At 63.3% G+C, this 16,205-nt stretch carries 12 protein-coding genes; 8 read left to right on the top strand and 4 right to left on the bottom strand.

Translation table 11 applies throughout. From position 1 onward, the window contains the following. Positions 1-84 precede the first annotated feature (84 nt). From ACCQ08_RS14370 to ACCQ08_RS14360, 3 genes are read left to right on the top strand one after another with little or no spacing between them, the layout of a single operon-like run. Positions 85-2,430 (top strand): TerB N-terminal domain-containing protein, encoded by a 2,346-nt coding sequence (locus ACCQ08_RS14370; RefSeq protein WP_373450214.1) that lies wholly within the window; start codon positions 85-87, stop codon positions 2,428-2,430. Further along, the gene (locus tag ACCQ08_RS14365; RefSeq protein WP_373450213.1) at positions 2,427-3,731 is read left to right on the top strand and encodes an ATP-binding protein; all 1,305 of its coding nucleotides are present in this window, start codon (positions 2,427-2,429) and stop codon (positions 3,729-3,731) included. Before ACCQ08_RS14370 ends, ACCQ08_RS14365 begins: the two co-directional genes overlap by 4 nt. Positions 3,732-3,749: 18 nt before the next feature. Then, positions 3,750-6,014, top strand: coding sequence for a DEAD/DEAH box helicase (locus ACCQ08_RS14360; protein WP_074923467.1), 2,265 nt, complete (start codon positions 3,750-3,752; stop codon positions 6,012-6,014). 704 nt (positions 6,015-6,718) lie between these two features. On the opposite strand, the gene ACCQ08_RS14355 is transcribed toward ACCQ08_RS14360, so the two are convergent. Continuing rightward, positions 6,719-7,606: an alpha/beta fold hydrolase gene (locus tag ACCQ08_RS14355; RefSeq protein WP_373450212.1), complete on the bottom strand. Its 888-nt coding sequence runs from the start codon at positions 7,604-7,606 to the stop codon at positions 6,719-6,721. A gap of 103 nt (positions 7,607-7,709) precedes the next feature. On the opposite strand from ACCQ08_RS14355, the gene ACCQ08_RS14350 reads away from it, so the two are divergent. Beyond that, the gene (locus ACCQ08_RS14350; RefSeq protein ID WP_373450211.1) at positions 7,710-8,609 is read left to right on the top strand and encodes a LysR substrate-binding domain-containing protein; all 900 of its coding nucleotides are present in this window, start codon (positions 7,710-7,712) and stop codon (positions 8,607-8,609) included. Positions 8,610-8,776: 167 nt separating this feature from the next. Here the strand turns inward: ACCQ08_RS14350 and ACCQ08_RS14345 are convergent, their stop codons facing one another. Further along, complete coding sequence (locus ACCQ08_RS14345; RefSeq protein ID WP_373450210.1) at positions 8,777-9,535, bottom strand: sulfite exporter TauE/SafE family protein; 759 nt, start codon at positions 9,533-9,535, stop codon at positions 8,777-8,779. Between the two features lie 60 nt (positions 9,536-9,595). On the opposite strand from ACCQ08_RS14345, the gene ACCQ08_RS14340 reads away from it, so the two are divergent. After that, complete coding sequence (locus ACCQ08_RS14340) at positions 9,596-10,927, top strand: PLP-dependent aminotransferase family protein (protein ID WP_373450209.1); 1,332 nt, start codon at positions 9,596-9,598, stop codon at positions 10,925-10,927. Here ACCQ08_RS14340 and ACCQ08_RS14335 read toward each other — a convergent pair. Next, on the bottom strand, positions 10,924-11,868 hold the full coding sequence (locus tag ACCQ08_RS14335) for a GlxA family transcriptional regulator (RefSeq protein ID WP_373450208.1): 945 nt from the start codon (positions 11,866-11,868) through the stop codon (positions 10,924-10,926). The two genes, ACCQ08_RS14340 and ACCQ08_RS14335, sit on opposite strands and share 4 nt — an antisense overlap. Before the next feature lie 118 nt (positions 11,869-11,986). Here ACCQ08_RS14335 and ACCQ08_RS14330 point away from each other — a divergent pair, with 118 nt between their 5' ends. Both ACCQ08_RS14330 and ACCQ08_RS14325 read left to right on the top strand, forming a co-directional pair. After that, positions 11,987-12,787 (top strand): SDR family NAD(P)-dependent oxidoreductase, encoded by an 801-nt coding sequence (locus tag ACCQ08_RS14330; protein ID WP_373450207.1) that lies wholly within the window; start codon positions 11,987-11,989, stop codon positions 12,785-12,787. Positions 12,788-12,808: 21 nt separating this feature from the next. Further along, positions 12,809-13,942: an acetyl-CoA C-acyltransferase gene (locus ACCQ08_RS14325; protein WP_373450206.1), complete on the top strand. Its 1,134-nt coding sequence runs from the start codon at positions 12,809-12,811 to the stop codon at positions 13,940-13,942. A gap of 399 nt (positions 13,943-14,341) precedes the next feature. Here ACCQ08_RS14325 and ACCQ08_RS14320 read toward each other — a convergent pair whose 3' ends face one another. Next, positions 14,342-15,100, bottom strand: coding sequence for a GntR family transcriptional regulator (locus tag ACCQ08_RS14320; protein ID WP_373450205.1), 759 nt, complete (start codon positions 15,098-15,100; stop codon positions 14,342-14,344). Positions 15,101-15,233: 133 nt separating this feature from the next. Here ACCQ08_RS14320 and ACCQ08_RS14315 point away from each other — a divergent pair, with 133 nt between their 5' ends. Further along, entirely contained in the window at positions 15,234-16,160 is a 927-nt protein-coding gene (locus ACCQ08_RS14315) for a VOC family protein (RefSeq protein WP_373450204.1), read from the top strand. Positions 16,161-16,205 lie beyond the last annotated feature (45 nt).

The raw sequence follows: 16,205 nt of genomic DNA, 5'->3' as shown, positions 1-16,205 counted from the left end.
ACGATTGTTTGCAGCGGTAGGAGGGTGCAAAGCATGGCGAGGCGGAAGAAAGCGGGGGCCGGAGGGGGAATTGGCGCAGTCGTCGTGGGGCTGCTGGTGCTACTGGCCGCCATTCCGCGCGAGGTCTGGATCGGGGTTGGAGTACTCGCCGCCGTTGGCGTCGGCATCTATCTCTATCTCAAGTCCAAGGGCAGTGCGCAAGCTGCCCCACAGGAGGCCGCTCCTCCCGCTCCCGCTGTCCCTCGTCCCGAGAGTCGCGCACCGGTTGTGTCGAGTCCCGTGGTCAATTCCCGCGTGGCCAGCCGGCTCTCGGATGAGCAACAGCCTGTACCGGTCGCGGCGAGCCCGGCGCCTGCCGCACCGTCGTTTCGCATTCCGGCAGCGCCCAAGCGTTTCGGTCCTGGTGCCTGGATCCCTGCTGGAGAAACGATAGAAGTCGGTGGTATCTTGATTTCCGGTGGCCTGGTCTATGTTGGTACGTCGTTGCCGACGCCCATGGGTGGCAATGATCCGTGTCTCATCGACCCATCGAAGTCTGTTGCGTCGCATGGCGACTACACAGAGCGGCAGATGGGTTACTGGCCGAGCTACTCGGAGATTTCGCCTTCCGCCCGGCGTGCCTACCTGAATTGGCTGGCGGGCGGCAGGCAGGATCCCGAGGCGGATGTCGGGTACGTCTTCATCTTCTTCTACGGGTTGGAGCGTCGCGCCATTCTGGATGCCTCGAAGGACGAGGCGGCCAAGGGCGATTGGCCCATGATTGCGGCAGAGCTGCGTCGGCTGCTGGACATCTATGGCGCCAAGTCGGGCTCATTCCAAAGCTACGCCGGTTCGCTGCTCGATTGGGTCTCGTTGGCCGAGCACCCCGAGAAAGCCTATCTCAAGCCCATTCCGAGTTTTCCCAAGACCTACGAGCTGCCGCTCTACATCCGTGTCGCCCTGGGGCAGGCGGCGGTGGATGGTGTGCCGGTGCCAGCGCAACTGGCACTGGCCTGGGCCAAGCTGGATCCGACCAGCTACCTGCGAACACCGGCAACGCGTTGCGCGGAGGAGTTCGACAAGCTGTTCGTATCCAAGTACCACGAGACGTTTGGGGAGGGCTTGGTTCTTCCCAGGAACAAGACCAAGATCAAGCTGGTTCACCGACCAGCCTCCGCCGGCTTTCGCGGGTACACGGATTTGAGCCTGTCCTTTGGGAACACGCCCGACGTCACGGTCCTTACAGGGCCCATCAACAAGCTGCGCCAGGTTGTTGAGGCGGCCACGAAGGAACTGGAGCCGTTCAGCCGCTATGTGGGGCGGAACCCGGATTCCAGGCATGCGCTGGAGGGGCTGCTGCAATTGCCCGCCGCGTTGTGGCCCGAAGGTGCCCAGAAGGCCTTGCACGCCCTGAAAGCGCGTATGGGCGAGGGGATGATCGCCATGTCGTTCCAGGAACTGCTTGGCAGCCTGGATGCGAAGACGACGCTGACGAGGGACCGAACGCTGGCGTTGGCGCGAGCTCTCGAATCCTTGAACATCGGCATCGAGCCCGATGTCTTGGGTGGGGCCAAGCTGCCCAAGGCGGACGAGAAGGTCGTGCTGTTCTCCGTTCCGCCAGGAGAGGTCACCAGCCGATCGACGCCGGACTATCAAGCCGCCGCGTTGACGCTGGATTTGGCATCGGCCGTGGCTGCGGCTGATGGCGAGTTCAGTGTCGAGGAAATGGGGTATCTCCGGGCGCAGGTGCAGTCCTGGGCGCATCTCACGCCGAACCATGTCCGCAGGCTTCTGGCGCACCTACGTCTGCTGATGACGACGCCGGCATCGCTGACCACGCTCAGAAAGAAGCTGGAGCCGCTGGACGCTGGCGCTAAGGAGACCATAGCCACCTTCATGGCCACGGTTGCGCAGTCCGATGGAAATGTGTCGCCGACAGAAGTGAAGATGCTGGAGAAGGTCTACAAGGCTCTCGGCGTCGAACCCAAGAAGGTGTTTTCCGACGTGCATGCAGTGGCTGCGGGGGCAAAACCAACGGCGGCGGCTACCGCGAAGGTCGAGGAAACGGGGTTCAAGCTCGATCCCGCACGCATTGCCGCCCTCCAGAAGGACACCGAGGCCGTATCAGCACTGCTGTCGGGTATCTTCAAAGAAGAGAGCCCGCCCGAGCCGGTGTTCGCCGAACCCGAGCCTGAAGGTGATGTGGAGCCGACGCCACCTGGACTGCTTGGCCTGGACGAGGCGCACAGTGCGCTCGCACGCCTGCTGCTGTCGCGGCCGGAGTGGACGAAGGACGAACTTGGCGATGCAGCAGCAGATCTGGACCTGATGCTCGACGGCGCCATTGAAACCCTCAATGAGGCGGCCTTCGACCTGCACGACGTACCGTTCACCGAAGGCGAGGATGTCGTGACCGTGAACCCTGAACTATTGGAGAAGCTGGAAGCATGAACGCACCGATCCGCCCCAGAGACCGTGATGCGGTCATCCAATCGTTGCGCGCGGGTGTTGTGCCCCGCAGCGGCCAGCACCTCATTCAGGTCGGCCGTGCCCGGGAAATCGAGACGCTGGTAGCCGACATCGCCCGCATCGCTGATGGGAGTTCAGCATTCCGTGTCGTCATCGGTGAGTACGGCGCTGGCAAGACCTTCTTTCTGAACCTGGTGCGTGCCGTGGCACTGGAGAAGAAGCTCGTGGTGGCGACGGCCGACCTGAACCCGGATCGGCGTCTTCACGCCAGCGGCGGTCAGGCCCGCTCCCTCTACGCCGAACTCATGCGCAACCTGTCGACCCGAACGAAGCCGGATGGGGGTGCGCTGGCGGGCATCGTCGAGAAGTTCATCGCTACGACCAAGACGGAGGCCAAGGCGTCGGGCCAGTCGACCGAGGCGCTCTTGCGCCAGAAGCTCGACCAATTGACTGAGCTGGTGAATGGCTATGATTTCGCGGATGTCATCGCGGCTTACTGTCGTGGCTATGAAGAGGGCAACGAGAAGCTGAAGTCCGATGCCATCCGCTGGCTGCGGGGGGAGTTCGCCACCAAGACAGATGCTAGGCAGGCGCTCGGCGTGCGGAGCATCGTCGACGATTCCGAGGTCTATGACCAGCTCAAGCTCATGGCGCGCTTCGTGCGCCTGGCCGGCTTCGCGGGCCTGCTGGTCGGCCTGGATGAACTGGTCAATCTCTACAAGCTGGCCAACACGCAGGCCCGCAATGCGAACTACGAACAAATTCTGCGCATCCTCAACGACTCGCTGCAAGGCACGGCCGTGGGCCTTGGGTTTGTCCTGGGCGGGACACCCGAATTTCTGCTGGACACCCGGCGGGGACTCTACAGCTATCCGGCCTTGCAGAGTCGCCTGGCGCAGAACACCTTCGCCTCGGATGGACTGGTCGACTTCAGCGGACCGGTGGTCCGGCTGTCGAGTCTTACGCCGGAGGACTTCTACGTCCTGCTGCAGAAGATTCGTTTCGTCTATGCCTTCGGCGAGGCCGACAAGTTTCTCGTGCCGGACCAAGGTATCTTCAGCTTCATGGAGCATTGCTCCAAACGCATCGGCGATACGTATTTCCGAACGCCGCGGACGACCATCACAGCCTTCATCAACATGCTTGCCGTGCTCGAACAGAACCCTGGCGCGGCATGGCAGGACTTGCTGGGCGGCATAGAGGTCGCTGCGGACACCGGCGGTGTGGCCGATCAGCAGGTTGACGCGGACGACAGCGATGAATTCGCCTCGTTCAAGATGTGACGGTCTCGGCCTGAACACATGTCCGGCGACAGCGCTTCCTTCTTCCTGCTCGACGAGCGCATCCAGCGCTTCATATGGGCCGAAGGCTGGGAGTCGCTGAGAGATGCCCAGGAGGCAGCCATTCCGTTGATCGTCAAGGCGGACCGGGACGTCATCGTGGCAGCCGCCACGGCCGCCGGCAAGACGGAGGCGGCATTTCTGCCGGCGTTGACGCATCTGCTTCAGGCGGAGCCGATGGGGCTCATCGTCTACATCAGTCCGCTCAAAGCGCTCATCAACGACCAGTTTGGGCGCCTCGACCGACTGTGCGAGCAACTGGAGGTCCCCGTCTGGCCCTGGCATGGCGACATTTCTTCCTCGGCCAAGGCGCGCTTCCTGGCGAAACGGCAAGGGGTGTTGCTCATCACGCCGGAATCACTGGAGGCAATGTTGTGCCATCGCGGAACGTCAATCAATGCAGTGTTCGACCGGCTGGCGTTCTTCGTTGTCGACGAGCTTCACGCCTTCATCGGCTCAGAGCGTGGCAAACAGCTTCAATCCCTGATGCACCGTATCGAGCGGGTCATCGGGCGCCAGGCGCCGCGCGTAGGTCTTTCGGCAACACTGGGCGACATGCGCCTGGCAGCCGATTTCCTGCGTCCGGGACAGGGAGTATCGGTCGCCCTGGTGGAGTCGAAATCTTCGCACAGTGAACTGAGAGTCCTGGTCAAAGGGTATGAGGAGCCCTTGGCCGTGCGCAATGAGGATGGCGACGAGGAGTTGGAATCCGTCACACCAGCGAAGATCGCCTTGCATCTTTTCCAGGGTTTGCGCGGCACGAACAACCTGGTCTTCCCGAACTCTCGCCGTGAGGTCGAGCGCTACACGCACCTTCTCAACAGACTGTGCGAGCAACAAAAGGTGCCGAACGAGTTCTGGCCGCACCACGGCAGCCTGTCCAAAGAGATACGGGCGGAGACCGAGGCTGCCCTGAAGCAGAAGGAGTTCCCGGCGACGGCCATCTGCACCAACACGCTGGAGTTGGGCATCGACATTGGTGCCGTCAGGAGCGTGGCCCAGATCGGCCCGCCGCCTTCGGTGGCCAGCTTGCGACAGCGCCTGGGGCGATCTGGCCGCCGCAAGGGAGAACCGGCCATCTTGCGAGGCTACAGCGTGGAGAACGCGCTTGGCGGGAAGCCCTCACTCGCCGACGAACTCCGGCTGGAGACGGTGAAGGTGACGGCGATGATCTCGCTGCTGCTGGAAGGCTGGTTTGAGCCACCCATGGCGCATGGCGTTCATCTGTCGACGCTGGTTCAACAAATGCTGTCCTATGTGGCGCAGAACGGTGGGGCTTCCATCGGGCAGCTCTATGCGATGTTCTGTGCTTCCGGAACTCCTTTTGTTGGGCTGGATAAAGGTGAGTTTGTTGAACTCGTTCGCCATCTCGGCCAGAAAGAACTGCTGATGCAGGAGTCCAGTGGTCTTTTGCTGCATGGCCGTATCGGCGAGAAGTTCGTCAACCATTACACCTTCTATGCCGCGTTTGCCGCTGATGAGGAGTTTCGCATTGTCTGCGGCGGGAAAACGCTCGGCACTTTGCCGGTATCGCAGATGCTCAGTGTGGGCCAGCGCATTCTGTTTGCCGGCAGGACCTGGCTGGTGGAAGACATCGACGAGGAGCAAAAAACCATATTTGTCGTCCGCTCTGGTGGCGGAGCGCCGCCGTTGTTTTCGGGTGGAGCAGGGCGCACGCACACACGCGTTCACCAGCGAATGCGCCAATTGTTCGAGTCCTCCGATGTGCCGCCGTTTCTGGATGAAGTGGCCAAGCGGTTCCTGGCTGGGGGCAGGGCGAACTACGCCGAACGAAACCTAGCGAATGACTTCGTGATTGACCAGGGGCGGGAAGTGGTGCTGCTGACCTGGCTCGGGGATGCCGCCAACGAAGCGCTGGCTTGCCTGCTCCGCCGGCGAGGCTATTCGGCCAATGCGGCCGGCCCGGGCATCGAAGTCGCTAAGGGGGATTCGGGTGTCGAGAGCATCGTCGATGCCCTTATCGATGCGGCGGTGGATGAGCCTCCGCCGCTCGACATGCTTCTGGCCGATGTCCGCAACCTACAGCGCGAGAAGTGGGATTGGGCGTTGCCCGATGAACTTCTGCGCAAGGCGTATGCAAGTCTGTACCTGAACCTTGAAGAGGCTCTCTCCTGGGCGAGGGCACTTCCTGGTGATCATGCATTCCATGGCCGTGAGTCACCGTTGAGTCGGGTGGATGAGGGTGGCGCGGCTAGTGCAGCGTAGCAGTCGTTTAGTTGTATTTCAGATATTTTGCGTTTACCTGAATCCCGAGTAGCGGCTATGCCGCAAGATTTCTGACTGCGTGCCGCTGATGCCGTCTTGGGCGGGAACGAGTAGGCAGCAAGGGCACTCGGGGTGGTGTCGTAAGCGAGAGAAAACTCGATCGTTCCAAGGCTGGATGAAGCGCGCTAAGATGTATCGCGATTGACAATCGGGCTGAAAATGTCGACGCCGCGCAAATCGCTCCATCTCCCGCGCCAGCAAAAGATGAGCTGCTTTGACGGTAAAAGCGACGGTAATGCCCCATTTCGATCACCGCAAATCCCTTTAACCATGCGGACTTGCGAGTCTCATTGATGACCGAGTGGGAGTGAAACAGCGTCGTCTCACGCTGCCTCGAACAGGCTTGAAAATCACGGAAATTCCAAATGCAATAAAGGCTTAGGCGTCTCTGGGTGTCTCACCCAGTTTGCCTAAGCCGGCGCATTTGACGGTTGTCGTGACGGTATCTTTTTGCGGCGGCAAACCACATGAGATGCTGATTGCTGACCGATCGAGCACGTGGCGCCCTGGCGCCCAAAAAGAATATTCCACGTGGTGGACCGCGACGGCATGTTCGTAGCGGTGTTGCCAACTGAAGCCGGAGCGTTGCGGTACAACTACCATTTCAATGGCTTTGGCTGCCGCGCGTCTGAGATGCCCGCTGCTTACTTCAGGCAGAACCGCAGAATTGCATCAGCCACAGCCTGCGGCGCCTCGCGCTGCGGAAAATGCCCCACGCCATCGAGCACTTGTCGCTCGTAGCCGCCCTGGAAGAAGGCTTCCCGCCCCTGGGAGCTATCGGGGTGGTTACAGGTATCGGCGCCGCCGTGCAATACCAGCGTTGGCACCTGCAGCACCGGTGCTGGGCAGAGGCGCGCTTCGTCCTCGGCATAGGCTGGATCGCCTTCGGCGAAGCCCCAGCGGTGGCGGTAAGAATGGAGCACGACCTCGGCCCAGTCCTTCCCCTGGAACTCACGTGCTGCCTCGTCGAAATCGGCCGGGTCGTACCAGCCGGACGGCGCCCAGGTATCCCACATCATCCGAGTGAACGCCTCGCGTTCGTCCTGCACCGTGCGGGCGCCGCGTGGCGTGGCCATGTACCAGTGATACCAGTAGTTGCGTGTCTGCGGCAGCGCCAGCGGCTGGTTTGGATCGTTGGTGCCATATCCAACCGACAGCATCACCAGATGCGAAGCCACGCCGTCACGCAGCCCGCAGGCATTGGCGACCGCGCGTGCCCCCCAGTCATGGCCGATCAGGGCGGGGCGCTCCAGCCCCAGCGTGTCGATGAAGTCGAGAAGGTCGCGGCCCAGCGCGGACAACTGGCCGCTCCGAGGGGTGGCGGGATCACGGAACCGGGTGGGCGCGAAGCCGCGCAGTGCTGGCGCCAGCACGCGATAGCCGGCATCGGCCAGCGCCGGGGCCATTGCCATCCAGCATTCGGGGCTGTCGGGCCAACCATGCAGCAGGATGGCAGTTCGCACACCCTGCGGGTTCCATTCGAGATAGGCGATGTCCAGCCGGTCGGTCACAGCGCAGTGGTAGTTTTGCATGGGATGGTCTCTCATCATCAGGATGCGCCATCGTAGCTGGACAGTTCTATTCGATTGGAGAACAATCATTCATAATTGATGATTTATCGCGATGAATGCCAGAATGAGTACGTCTTCCAGTGCCGACGGCCCACCGCTCGAGACCGTGCTGCTGCGCACCTTCGTCGAAATCGTGGACAGCGGCAGTTTCGCCAGCGCTGCAGATCGGCTGGCGCTGACGCCCTCTGCCGTCAGCGGGCACATGCGACGGCTTGAACAAATTGCCGGTGCCAGCCTGCTGGCGCGCACCACGCGTCGCCTGGAACTGACCCAAGCCGGTGACACCTTGTATGCCTACAGCCGCAACATCCTCGATCTGGAAAGCGAGGCCCGCGCGAAACTGCGTGGCACACCGCTGCGCGGGCGGCTGCGCATCGGCGCCTCTGAGGACTTTGCCAGTGCTTGGCTGCCCCAGGTGCTCCAACGCTTCCGGCAATGGCACCCCGAAGCGACGGTCGAGTTGAAGGTCGGCATCACCGCCGACTTGCTGCGCCAGCAGGAGCGTGGCCGGCTGGACCTGGTCTTCGGCAAGCAATGCAGCCGCGTCGAGCGCAGCGGCGCACTCCTGTGGGAAGAAGCGCTGGTTTGGGTTTACGCAGCGGATCAGCCCTTGGCTGCCGGCGAACCGCTGCCGCTGGCTGTCTTCCCCGAGCCGTGCGTGTACCGCGAGTCCGCTGTCGCTGCGCTGAGCCGGACGGATCGCGCCTGGCGAATCGTGTTCGAGAGCAGCAGTATGGCTGGCTGCCTTTCGGCGGCGCGTGCAGGCTTTGCGGTCACCGTCATCGCCGACAGCCAGCGTATCGAAGGCTTGCGTGTGCTGGATCGCGACGATGGCCTGCCCGCACTGCCGATGGCGCGCTTCTATGCCTTTGCGGGCAAGGACAGCCCTGCCGGATCGTCACTGATCGAGGCCGCGCGGCGTGCTGGCCAGAGCCGGTTTGCTTCGCGTGGGCTTCGGGACTGATGAACGCGGAGGCGGCCTCAGCGCGCCGCGATTGCCCTGCTGTGCCAAGCCGATAACCTCGGCCCATCCTTGCATAGGGGGCAGTCGCGGGTAAAGGCCAGAGGCCTGTGGCTTACGGTTGCCGCCGCATCGGTGGCCGGACTCAAAGATACCGGTAAGCGGCACAGTCAGTGCCAATACCCCGAGACACCATCCCACAGCAGCTTCGCCGCTGTGAGCACCAGCAAGCCATAGCAGGCCTTGTACAGCTGGCGCTGATCCAAGCTGGCATGCAGACGCCAGCCGAGCCGCACCCCTGCGGGAATCGCTGGTAGACAGATCGCCATCAGGATCCAGACATTGCGCGCTGGCGGAGCTATGGCCAGCCATGGCACTGCTTTGATGATGTTGCCCACCGTGAAGAATATGCTGGTGGTGCCCGCGTAGACCTGCGTGCTCAGCCCCAGCGGCAGCAGGTACATGGCCAGGGGAGGCCCGCCTGAATGCGCAACCATGGTCGTGATACCCGACGCCACGCCGGCCGCCACGGCCTTGGGCGATGAGCGTGGCTGCACCACGACCGTGCCACCGCGCAGAAACCAGAGTCCCACAAAGACCAGCGTGATGATGGCCATCAGGATGGCGATCGCGCGGTGATCCAGCATCTGGAACAGCAGATAGCCAGTCCCGATACCGACCACCAGCCCCGGTACCAGCATCAGCAGATCGGGCTTTGACCAGGTAGACGGCTTCCAGTAGCGCAGGCCGTACAGATCCATCGCGATGAACAGCGGCGCCAGCAGGCCGCCTGCAGTGACCGGATCCATCACAAGCGACAGCAATGGGATACCGATGATGGCAAAGCCGCCGCCAAACGCACCTTTCATGAAGCAGATCAAGAAGACACCGGCAAAGCTGATGAGGATGGTGGTGGCAGTCAGTTCCATGCCGGCATCCTAGGGACAATTGTCAGTACAATCAAATTATTGTCATAGATACAATTTCGTATGCCGCAAGCGCGATACAAGCAACTGGTGGACCGGCTTGCTGACGACATCCGGCAAGGGCGGTTGAGGCCCGGAACGGTGCTGCCACCCCATCGCAAGCTGGCGGCTGTGGAGGGCATTTCCCTGGCTACGGCGACGCGCGCCTATGCCGAACTGCAGGCCATGGGGCTGGTCGCTGGTGAGGTGGGCCGCGGGACCTTTGTTCGCGAGCCCATCTCGATGGGCGGGGAGGTTGCGATGCACGCGGCCAGCGACGATCTGGTGGATCTGACCTTCAACTATCCAGCCTTGCCCACGCAGACGGAGATGTTGCGCACGGCGCTCAAGCAGCTTGCCTCGGCAGGTGAATTGGAGTCGGTTCTGCGCTACCAGCCGCATGGAGGCCGTCCCCACGAACGGGCCATTGTGGCCGAGCACCTGAAGAGCCGAGGCCTGCCGGTGTCTGCCGATGCCGTGCTCATCGTCAGTGGTGCCATCCACGGGCTCGCCACGGCAGCCATGTCCTTGCTGCAACCTGGCGACGTGGTGGCCGTTGATGCCTTGAGCTACCCCGGCATCAAGGTCGTGGCCGAGCAGTGTCGGCTGGAACTGGTTGCCATCCCGCTAAGCGGCGCTGGCCCCGACCTGGATGCACTGCAAGCGTTGTGCCTTGCCCGGAAGGTGCGTGCGATGTACTGCATGCCCACGCTGCATAACCCGTTGGGTTGGGTCATGACGGTGAATCAGCGTCTTGCGCTGATAGAAGTGGCCCGGCGCCATGGCCTGCTGCTGCTGGAGGACGGCACCTATGCCTTTCTGGAAAGGCAGGCGCCACCACCGCTGGCTGCGATGGCGCCCGACATCACCGTCTACGTCTCCAGCCTGTCCAAGAGCGTGGCGGCAGGCTTGCGTTTCGGATTCCTATGCGCGCCAGTTGCCTTCGTTCCCAGGATCAGCCGCGCCATACGTGCCACGGTCTGGAATACGCCCACTCTCGTGACCTCGCTGTGCTGCAACTGGTTGCAGGACGGCACCGTGGCGCGGCTGGAGCAGGAAAAGCGCCGCGATGCCGGCGCGCGTCAGGCCATCGCGGCCAAGGCGCTCGCAGGCTTCAGGACCATCCGCCATCCGGCGTCATACTTTGTCTGGCTGCCGATGCCCGATGAAGTGCGGGCGGATGCAGTCGCCATGCGGCTTGAACGCGAGGGCATCTTGGTATCGACTGCGGCGCCCTATGCCATGGGGGGCCAGCCTCCGCATGCCATTCGGCTGGCCCTGGGCTCCATCTCCCATGCCAGGCTGAAGCTGGCCTTGGAGGCTGTTGCCCGTGCGGTGGCCAGTCTCAGCTATTAGGCCGGTGGTGCGATCCGCGCTTCACGCCGCACGGCCTGTGGCGGCATGCCGAATCCGCGCAGGAAGGCCTCGCGCATATGGCGCCGGTCGCGAAAACCCGTTTCCCTCGCTACGACTTCAAGGGGATGCCGGCTGCCTTCGATCATCAGCCGCGCGGCCTCGAGCCGCAGTCCTTCCACGGCCTTGGCGGGTGACTGGCCGGTCTCTGCGGTGAAGACGCGGCTGAACTGGCGCGGGCTCAGGCTGGCGGCTTCGGCCAGCTCTTCGACGCTCAATGGCTGCGCCAGGTTGCGCCGCGCATGTTCCAGCGCCTGCTGGATGCGGTCGGACTTTGGCGCTAGCTTGAGCATCTCGGAATGCTGTGATTGCCCGCCCGAGCGGCGCTGGTGCATGACCAAGCGGTGTGCCACGGAGCGCGCAATGTCCGCACCGAGATCTTTCTCGACGAGGGCGAGGGCCAAGTCCATCTCTGCCGTCATGCCCGCTGACGTCCACACCGGTCCATCGGCAATGTAGATGCGGTCGGCCTCGACCTGGATGTGGGGATAGCGCTCCTGCAGCACTTCAGCCCAGTACCAGTGCGTCGTGGCGCGACGCCCGTCGAGCAGACCCGCCTCGGCCAGAATGAAGGCACCCGTGCACAAGCCTGCGATGCGCCGCGCGCGCGCGGCGATCTTGCTCAGCAGCCGGATCAATTCGGGGGCCGAAGGCATGGGCTTGATGGTGCCTGCTACCAGCCACGTATCAGCACTGCGGTGCGCGCTGAGCGGCTTGGCTTGCAGCACCAAGCCTGTCGATGCGCGTGCCGATCCGTCCAGCGCATAGGTTTCCACGGCATAAAAGGGCTGGCCCACCAGCAGATTGGCCAGCTCGAACACGGCCTGGGTGGCCAGCGCCATGACCTGAAAGCCTTCGGGCAGTATGTAGCCAATGCGGTGCATAGAGGGTGTCCTGGGGATATGTCCTTTTTTATAACTATATACGTCATTTACGACATTGTCTGGATCGCGGACCATTCATGCCATGGACAGCATCTCTCAACCCTCCAGGAGTTTCACCATGGCACAGACCCATCTCGGCACCGCCCTCATCACCGGCGCATCCAGCGGAATCGGTGCGCTGTATGCGCAGCGACTCGCGCAGCGCGGCTACGATCTGATCCTTGTCGCCCGCAACCGCGAGCGGCTGAATGCGCTGGCGAGCGACATCAGCGCCCGCACAGGCCGCGCGGTGGAAGTGCTGCCCGCTGACCTGAACGACCGTACCGCCCTGGCGCAGGTCGAGGCGAAGCTGCGCCAGGACGCCAGCATCACCCTGCTGGTGAACAACGCGGGCATCGGCACGCACACGCCGTTGCTGCAGAGCGACGTGGAACAGATGACGCGCATGGTCGAATTGAACGTCACCGCACCGATGCGGCTGGCCTATGCCGCCGTGCCGGGCTTCGTGGAACGTGGACACGGAGCGATCATCAATATCGCATCCATCGTCGCCATCTCGCCAGAGACGCTGAATGGCGTGTACGGCGGCAGCAAGGCCTTTGTGCTGGCCTTCAGCCAGTCGCTGCAGCATGAGATGGCCGACAAGGGCGTGCAGGTGCAGGCGGTTCTGCCTGGTGCCACTGCCACGGATTTCTGGGCCATTGGCGGGTTACCGGTCGAGCATCTGGATCAGCGCATCGTCATGCGCACCGAGGATCTGGTCGATGCCGCGCTGCTGGGCTTCGAGCGCGGCGAGAAGGTCAGCATTCCCTCACTGCATGCCGGCGAGAAATGGGATGCGTACGAGGCCGCACGCCAGGCGATGGCAGGCCAACTGTCCAGCAGTGCCGTCGCGCCCCGCTATGCCGCCGTGCACTGACCACTGCAAGGAGCCTCCACCATGAAAGCCGTCATCACCGCTTATGCGCGCTCGCCATTCCACTTTGCCCGCAAGGGCCGTCTGGCCGAAGTGCGGCCCGACACGCTGGCCGCGCAGGTTGTGCAGGGCCTGCTCCGGCGCACCGATCTGGATCCCGTGCTGCTGGAGGACGTGATACTCGGCTGCGCCTACCCGGAAGTCGCGCAGGGCAACAATCTGGCGCGCATCGTCGGCCTGCTGGCCGGCCTGCCCCAGGCCGTGGGCGGCATGACGGTGAACCGCTTCTGCGGCTCGTCGATGCAGGCAGTGCACATCGCAGCGGCGCAGATCGAGGCTGGCATGGGCGATGCTTTCCTGTGCGTGGGCGTGGAGTCGATGACGATGGTGCCGCAGGGCGGCTTCAACTTCTCGCCCCATCCCGAGCTGCAGGCGACGAGCGATGCCTACATCTCCATGGGAGAGACGGCGGAGAACGTGGCGCAGCGCTGGAACGTGACCCGTGCCGACCAGGAGCTGCTCGCACTGCAGTCCCACCAGAAAGCCGCAACTGCCCGCGACCAAGGTTTGCTGGCCGAGGAGATCGTGCCCATCCGTTTGCCCGATGGCGAGGTGGTGGAGGCCGACGGTTGCATCCGCCCTGGTACCACCTTGGAGGCGCTGGCGGGGCTCAAGCCGGCCTTCCGGGCCGATGGCGTGGTCACGGCGGGCACTTCGTCGCCACTGACCGATGGAGCGGCAGCGCTGCTGGTCACCAGCGATGACTTTGCCGAACGCCACGGCCTGCAGAGGCTGGCGCGCATCCGCAGCTTTGCCTCCGTGGGGGTGGACCCGGCCATCATGGGCATTGGCCCGATCCCGGCCACGCGCAAGGCACTGGCGCGCGCCGGCCTTGCCGTCACCGACCTGGACGTCGTAGAAATCAACGAGGCCTTCTCATCGCAGGCCCTGGCCTGCATCCGCGACTTGGGCCTGGACATGGCGACCGTGAACATCGACGGCGGAGGCCTGGCCATCGGCCACCCGCTGGGCGCCACCGGCGCGCGCATCACCGGCAAGGCTGCGGCCCTGCTGGCGCGCCAGCAAGGACGCTACGCGCTGGCCACCCAATGCATAGGCGGAGGGCAGGGCATCGCCACGGTGCTGGAGAGGGCTTGAATGATGACCACGCCCACTTCCATGGCCATCTCGCCGGTCGGCTCCACGCCCAGCTACTGAGCGGCCCTGTGCTGGCCATGCTTGCCGGGCTGCGTTGGGGATGGTGTCCGCCAGCGCCATCCTGCCAGCCTTGCCGTGCATGACGTCCTATCTTGGCGCCGCCACCAGCGACACCGGCATGGTGCGGTAACGCCCGTTCCTGGCGTTCGCGGTCGGCAGCTGTTCGCCGGGCAGGTATCGATCGTTGGGGCCACCGTGCTGCGCGTGGGGCGGGCGATATTTGGGGCGCGGGTGACGCGGGAAGCCACTACTGGCCGCAGGCCGGTGGCTGCCGGAGGCCAGCTGGCTGGATGCATGGAAGGCACATCGGCAGAGTTTTGTAGTCCGCAACGCGCTCGATCAGCCACGACGTTGATCCATGGCCCTCGAAAGGCGGAGCTCTTTGCTGCTTGCGGCAGGACTGGCGGATGCCTGTGATGGCACCACGGCGCGCTTGGCATTCTCGCCCGTTCGGCGGATGTGTGCTTCCAGGATGGCAGCAGCTTTGTCTGCATCCCGGGCCAAGGCCGCTTCATACAGCTGCAAGTGCTCTGTGGGCACCTTTTTGTCGCGCGGCGCCTGGGTGAGGAACAGGCGACGGTAGCGGTCACTCATGTCATGCAAGGTGCTGCAAAACTTCAGCAGCAGCGGCATGCGGCAGGCGGACACCAGCGCCGCATGGTAGTTGCGGTGTGCGGCTTCCCAGGTCTGCTGGGCTGGCGCGTTCACGGGCGCTGCGGCAACGCGGCCAAGCCGGTAGTGCGCGGCGACCAGGGCCTCTTCCCATTGCTCATCTCCCAACCGGATCGATTCGCGGATGGCCGTGGTTTCGGCCATGCAGCGCAGGCGGATGAGCTCGTCCAGGTTCTCCACAGACACCGGGGCCACATGGAAGCCGCGCTGGCCTGTTGCCACGACCAGGCCTTCTGCCGCCAGGCCTGTCAATGCCTCACGCAGCGGACTGAAACTGATGCCAAAGCGGGCTTTCAACGCGCTCAGGTGCAGACGCTCACCCGGCGCAATGTCACCGTTCAATATGGCTGTGCGCAAACGGACTGCCAGCGAATGGGCCAGGGTGCTGCCTTCGTTTTCTGTCTTCAGCAGGGGCAGGCTTTCCATGGGAATCCTCAGAACAAAGAAGGGCCGCATTCTAGCCATACCGATACTTATGGACACCATCGGTATCTCAAACAATGTCGATGAATTGCCAAAATATCGATAATAATTATTTGCAATCGAAGGAGGTGTGGTGATGCAAATCGTTGGGTTGAATTCTGTGGTGTACGGTGTGGAGGACTTCGATGTGGCGCGCCGCTACTGGACTGATTTCGGACTGCAGCTCGTGATGGATGCACCCGACCAGATCATCTTTTGCACGCCGGAGGGCTCGCAGGTGCATGTGCGGCGCCTCGCAGATCCCATGCTGGCGCCCGCGCCGGTGGCGGGCCCCACGGTGCGGCAGGTGGTCTGGGGTGTGCAAAACCAGCGCGCGCTGGATGCCATCGCGGCCGAGCTCGGCCAGGATGCCAGCACGCGTACCGATGAGGCCGGACGGGTGCTCACCACCGATCCCGCCGGGCACGCGATTGCCTTCGAGCTCAGCTGTGTCGAGCCCATGGTGCAACCGGCTACCGTCTTCAACACCCCGGGCCATGCGATGCGCATCAATGCTGCAGCGCAGATTTATCCGCGTGCCTACCCCAGCCACATGAGCCATGTGGTGTATGCGGTGCAGAACCTGCAGGAGACGGCGGAGTTCTACGAAAAGCGCCTGGGCTTTCGGGTCACCGATTCGTATACCGGCAGCGGCGTGTTTCTGCGGCCCGCCGGTTCGGCAGACCACCACAGCCTGTTTCTGCTCCAGCGCGGTGATGCGGTGGGCTTTCACCATCTGGCATTCGATGTGCGCGACATCCATGAGGTTTTCGGCGGCGGGCTCTTCATGACCTCCCGGGGCTGGAAGACCCACATTGGGCCTGGGCGGCATCCGGTGTCCTCCGCCTATTTCTGGTACTTCAAAAACCCCTGCGGGGGCGCTGCTGAATACGACTTTGACGCAGATATCTGCGATGACAGCTGGGTGGCCCGGCAGTTTGCCCCCAGTGCCGAGGCCTTTGCGGAGTGGGCTTTTCCGGATGGCGTGCAGCGCTACCAGGGCATGCAGACCGGCAAGGCATGACCGCCGGCACCGCGCCATGCCGCCTTTATCTCCCCCATTGAAAGC

It is taken from the genome of Comamonas sp. SY3, assembly GCF_041730275.1.
Taxonomy (GTDB): Bacteria; Pseudomonadota; Gammaproteobacteria; order Burkholderiales; family Burkholderiaceae_C; genus Comamonas; species Comamonas sediminis.
Note: the sequence above shows the minus strand (reverse complement) of the source record. Positions and strands in the feature narration are given on the sequence as shown.

Bases quoted from the DNA above. Each gene is read 5' to 3' on its own strand.
- ACCQ08_RS14365 (WP_373450213.1), top strand. From the start codon at position 2,427: ATGAACGCACCGATCCGCCCCAGAGACCGTGATGCGGTCATCCAATCG.
- ACCQ08_RS14360 (WP_074923467.1), top strand. From the start codon at position 3,750: ATGTCCGGCGACAGCGCTTCCTTCTTCCTGCTCGACGAGCGCATCCAG.
- ACCQ08_RS14355 (WP_373450212.1), bottom strand. From the start codon at position 7,606: ATGCAAAACTACCACTGCGCTGTGACCGACCGGCTGGACATCGCCTAT.
- ACCQ08_RS14350 (WP_373450211.1), top strand. From the start codon at position 7,710: ATGAGTACGTCTTCCAGTGCCGACGGCCCACCGCTCGAGACCGTGCTG.
- ACCQ08_RS14345 (WP_373450210.1), bottom strand. From the start codon at position 9,535: ATGGAACTGACTGCCACCACCATCCTCATCAGCTTTGCCGGTGTCTTC.
- ACCQ08_RS14340 (WP_373450209.1), top strand. From the start codon at position 9,596: ATGCCGCAAGCGCGATACAAGCAACTGGTGGACCGGCTTGCTGACGAC.
- ACCQ08_RS14335 (WP_373450208.1), bottom strand. From the start codon at position 11,868: ATGCACCGCATTGGCTACATACTGCCCGAAGGCTTTCAGGTCATGGCG.
- ACCQ08_RS14330 (WP_373450207.1), top strand. From the start codon at position 11,987: ATGGCACAGACCCATCTCGGCACCGCCCTCATCACCGGCGCATCCAGC.
- ACCQ08_RS14325 (WP_373450206.1), top strand. From the start codon at position 12,809: ATGAAAGCCGTCATCACCGCTTATGCGCGCTCGCCATTCCACTTTGCC.
- ACCQ08_RS14320 (WP_373450205.1), bottom strand. From the start codon at position 15,100: ATGGAAAGCCTGCCCCTGCTGAAGACAGAAAACGAAGGCAGCACCCTG.
- ACCQ08_RS14315 (WP_373450204.1), top strand. From the start codon at position 15,234: ATGCAAATCGTTGGGTTGAATTCTGTGGTGTACGGTGTGGAGGACTTC.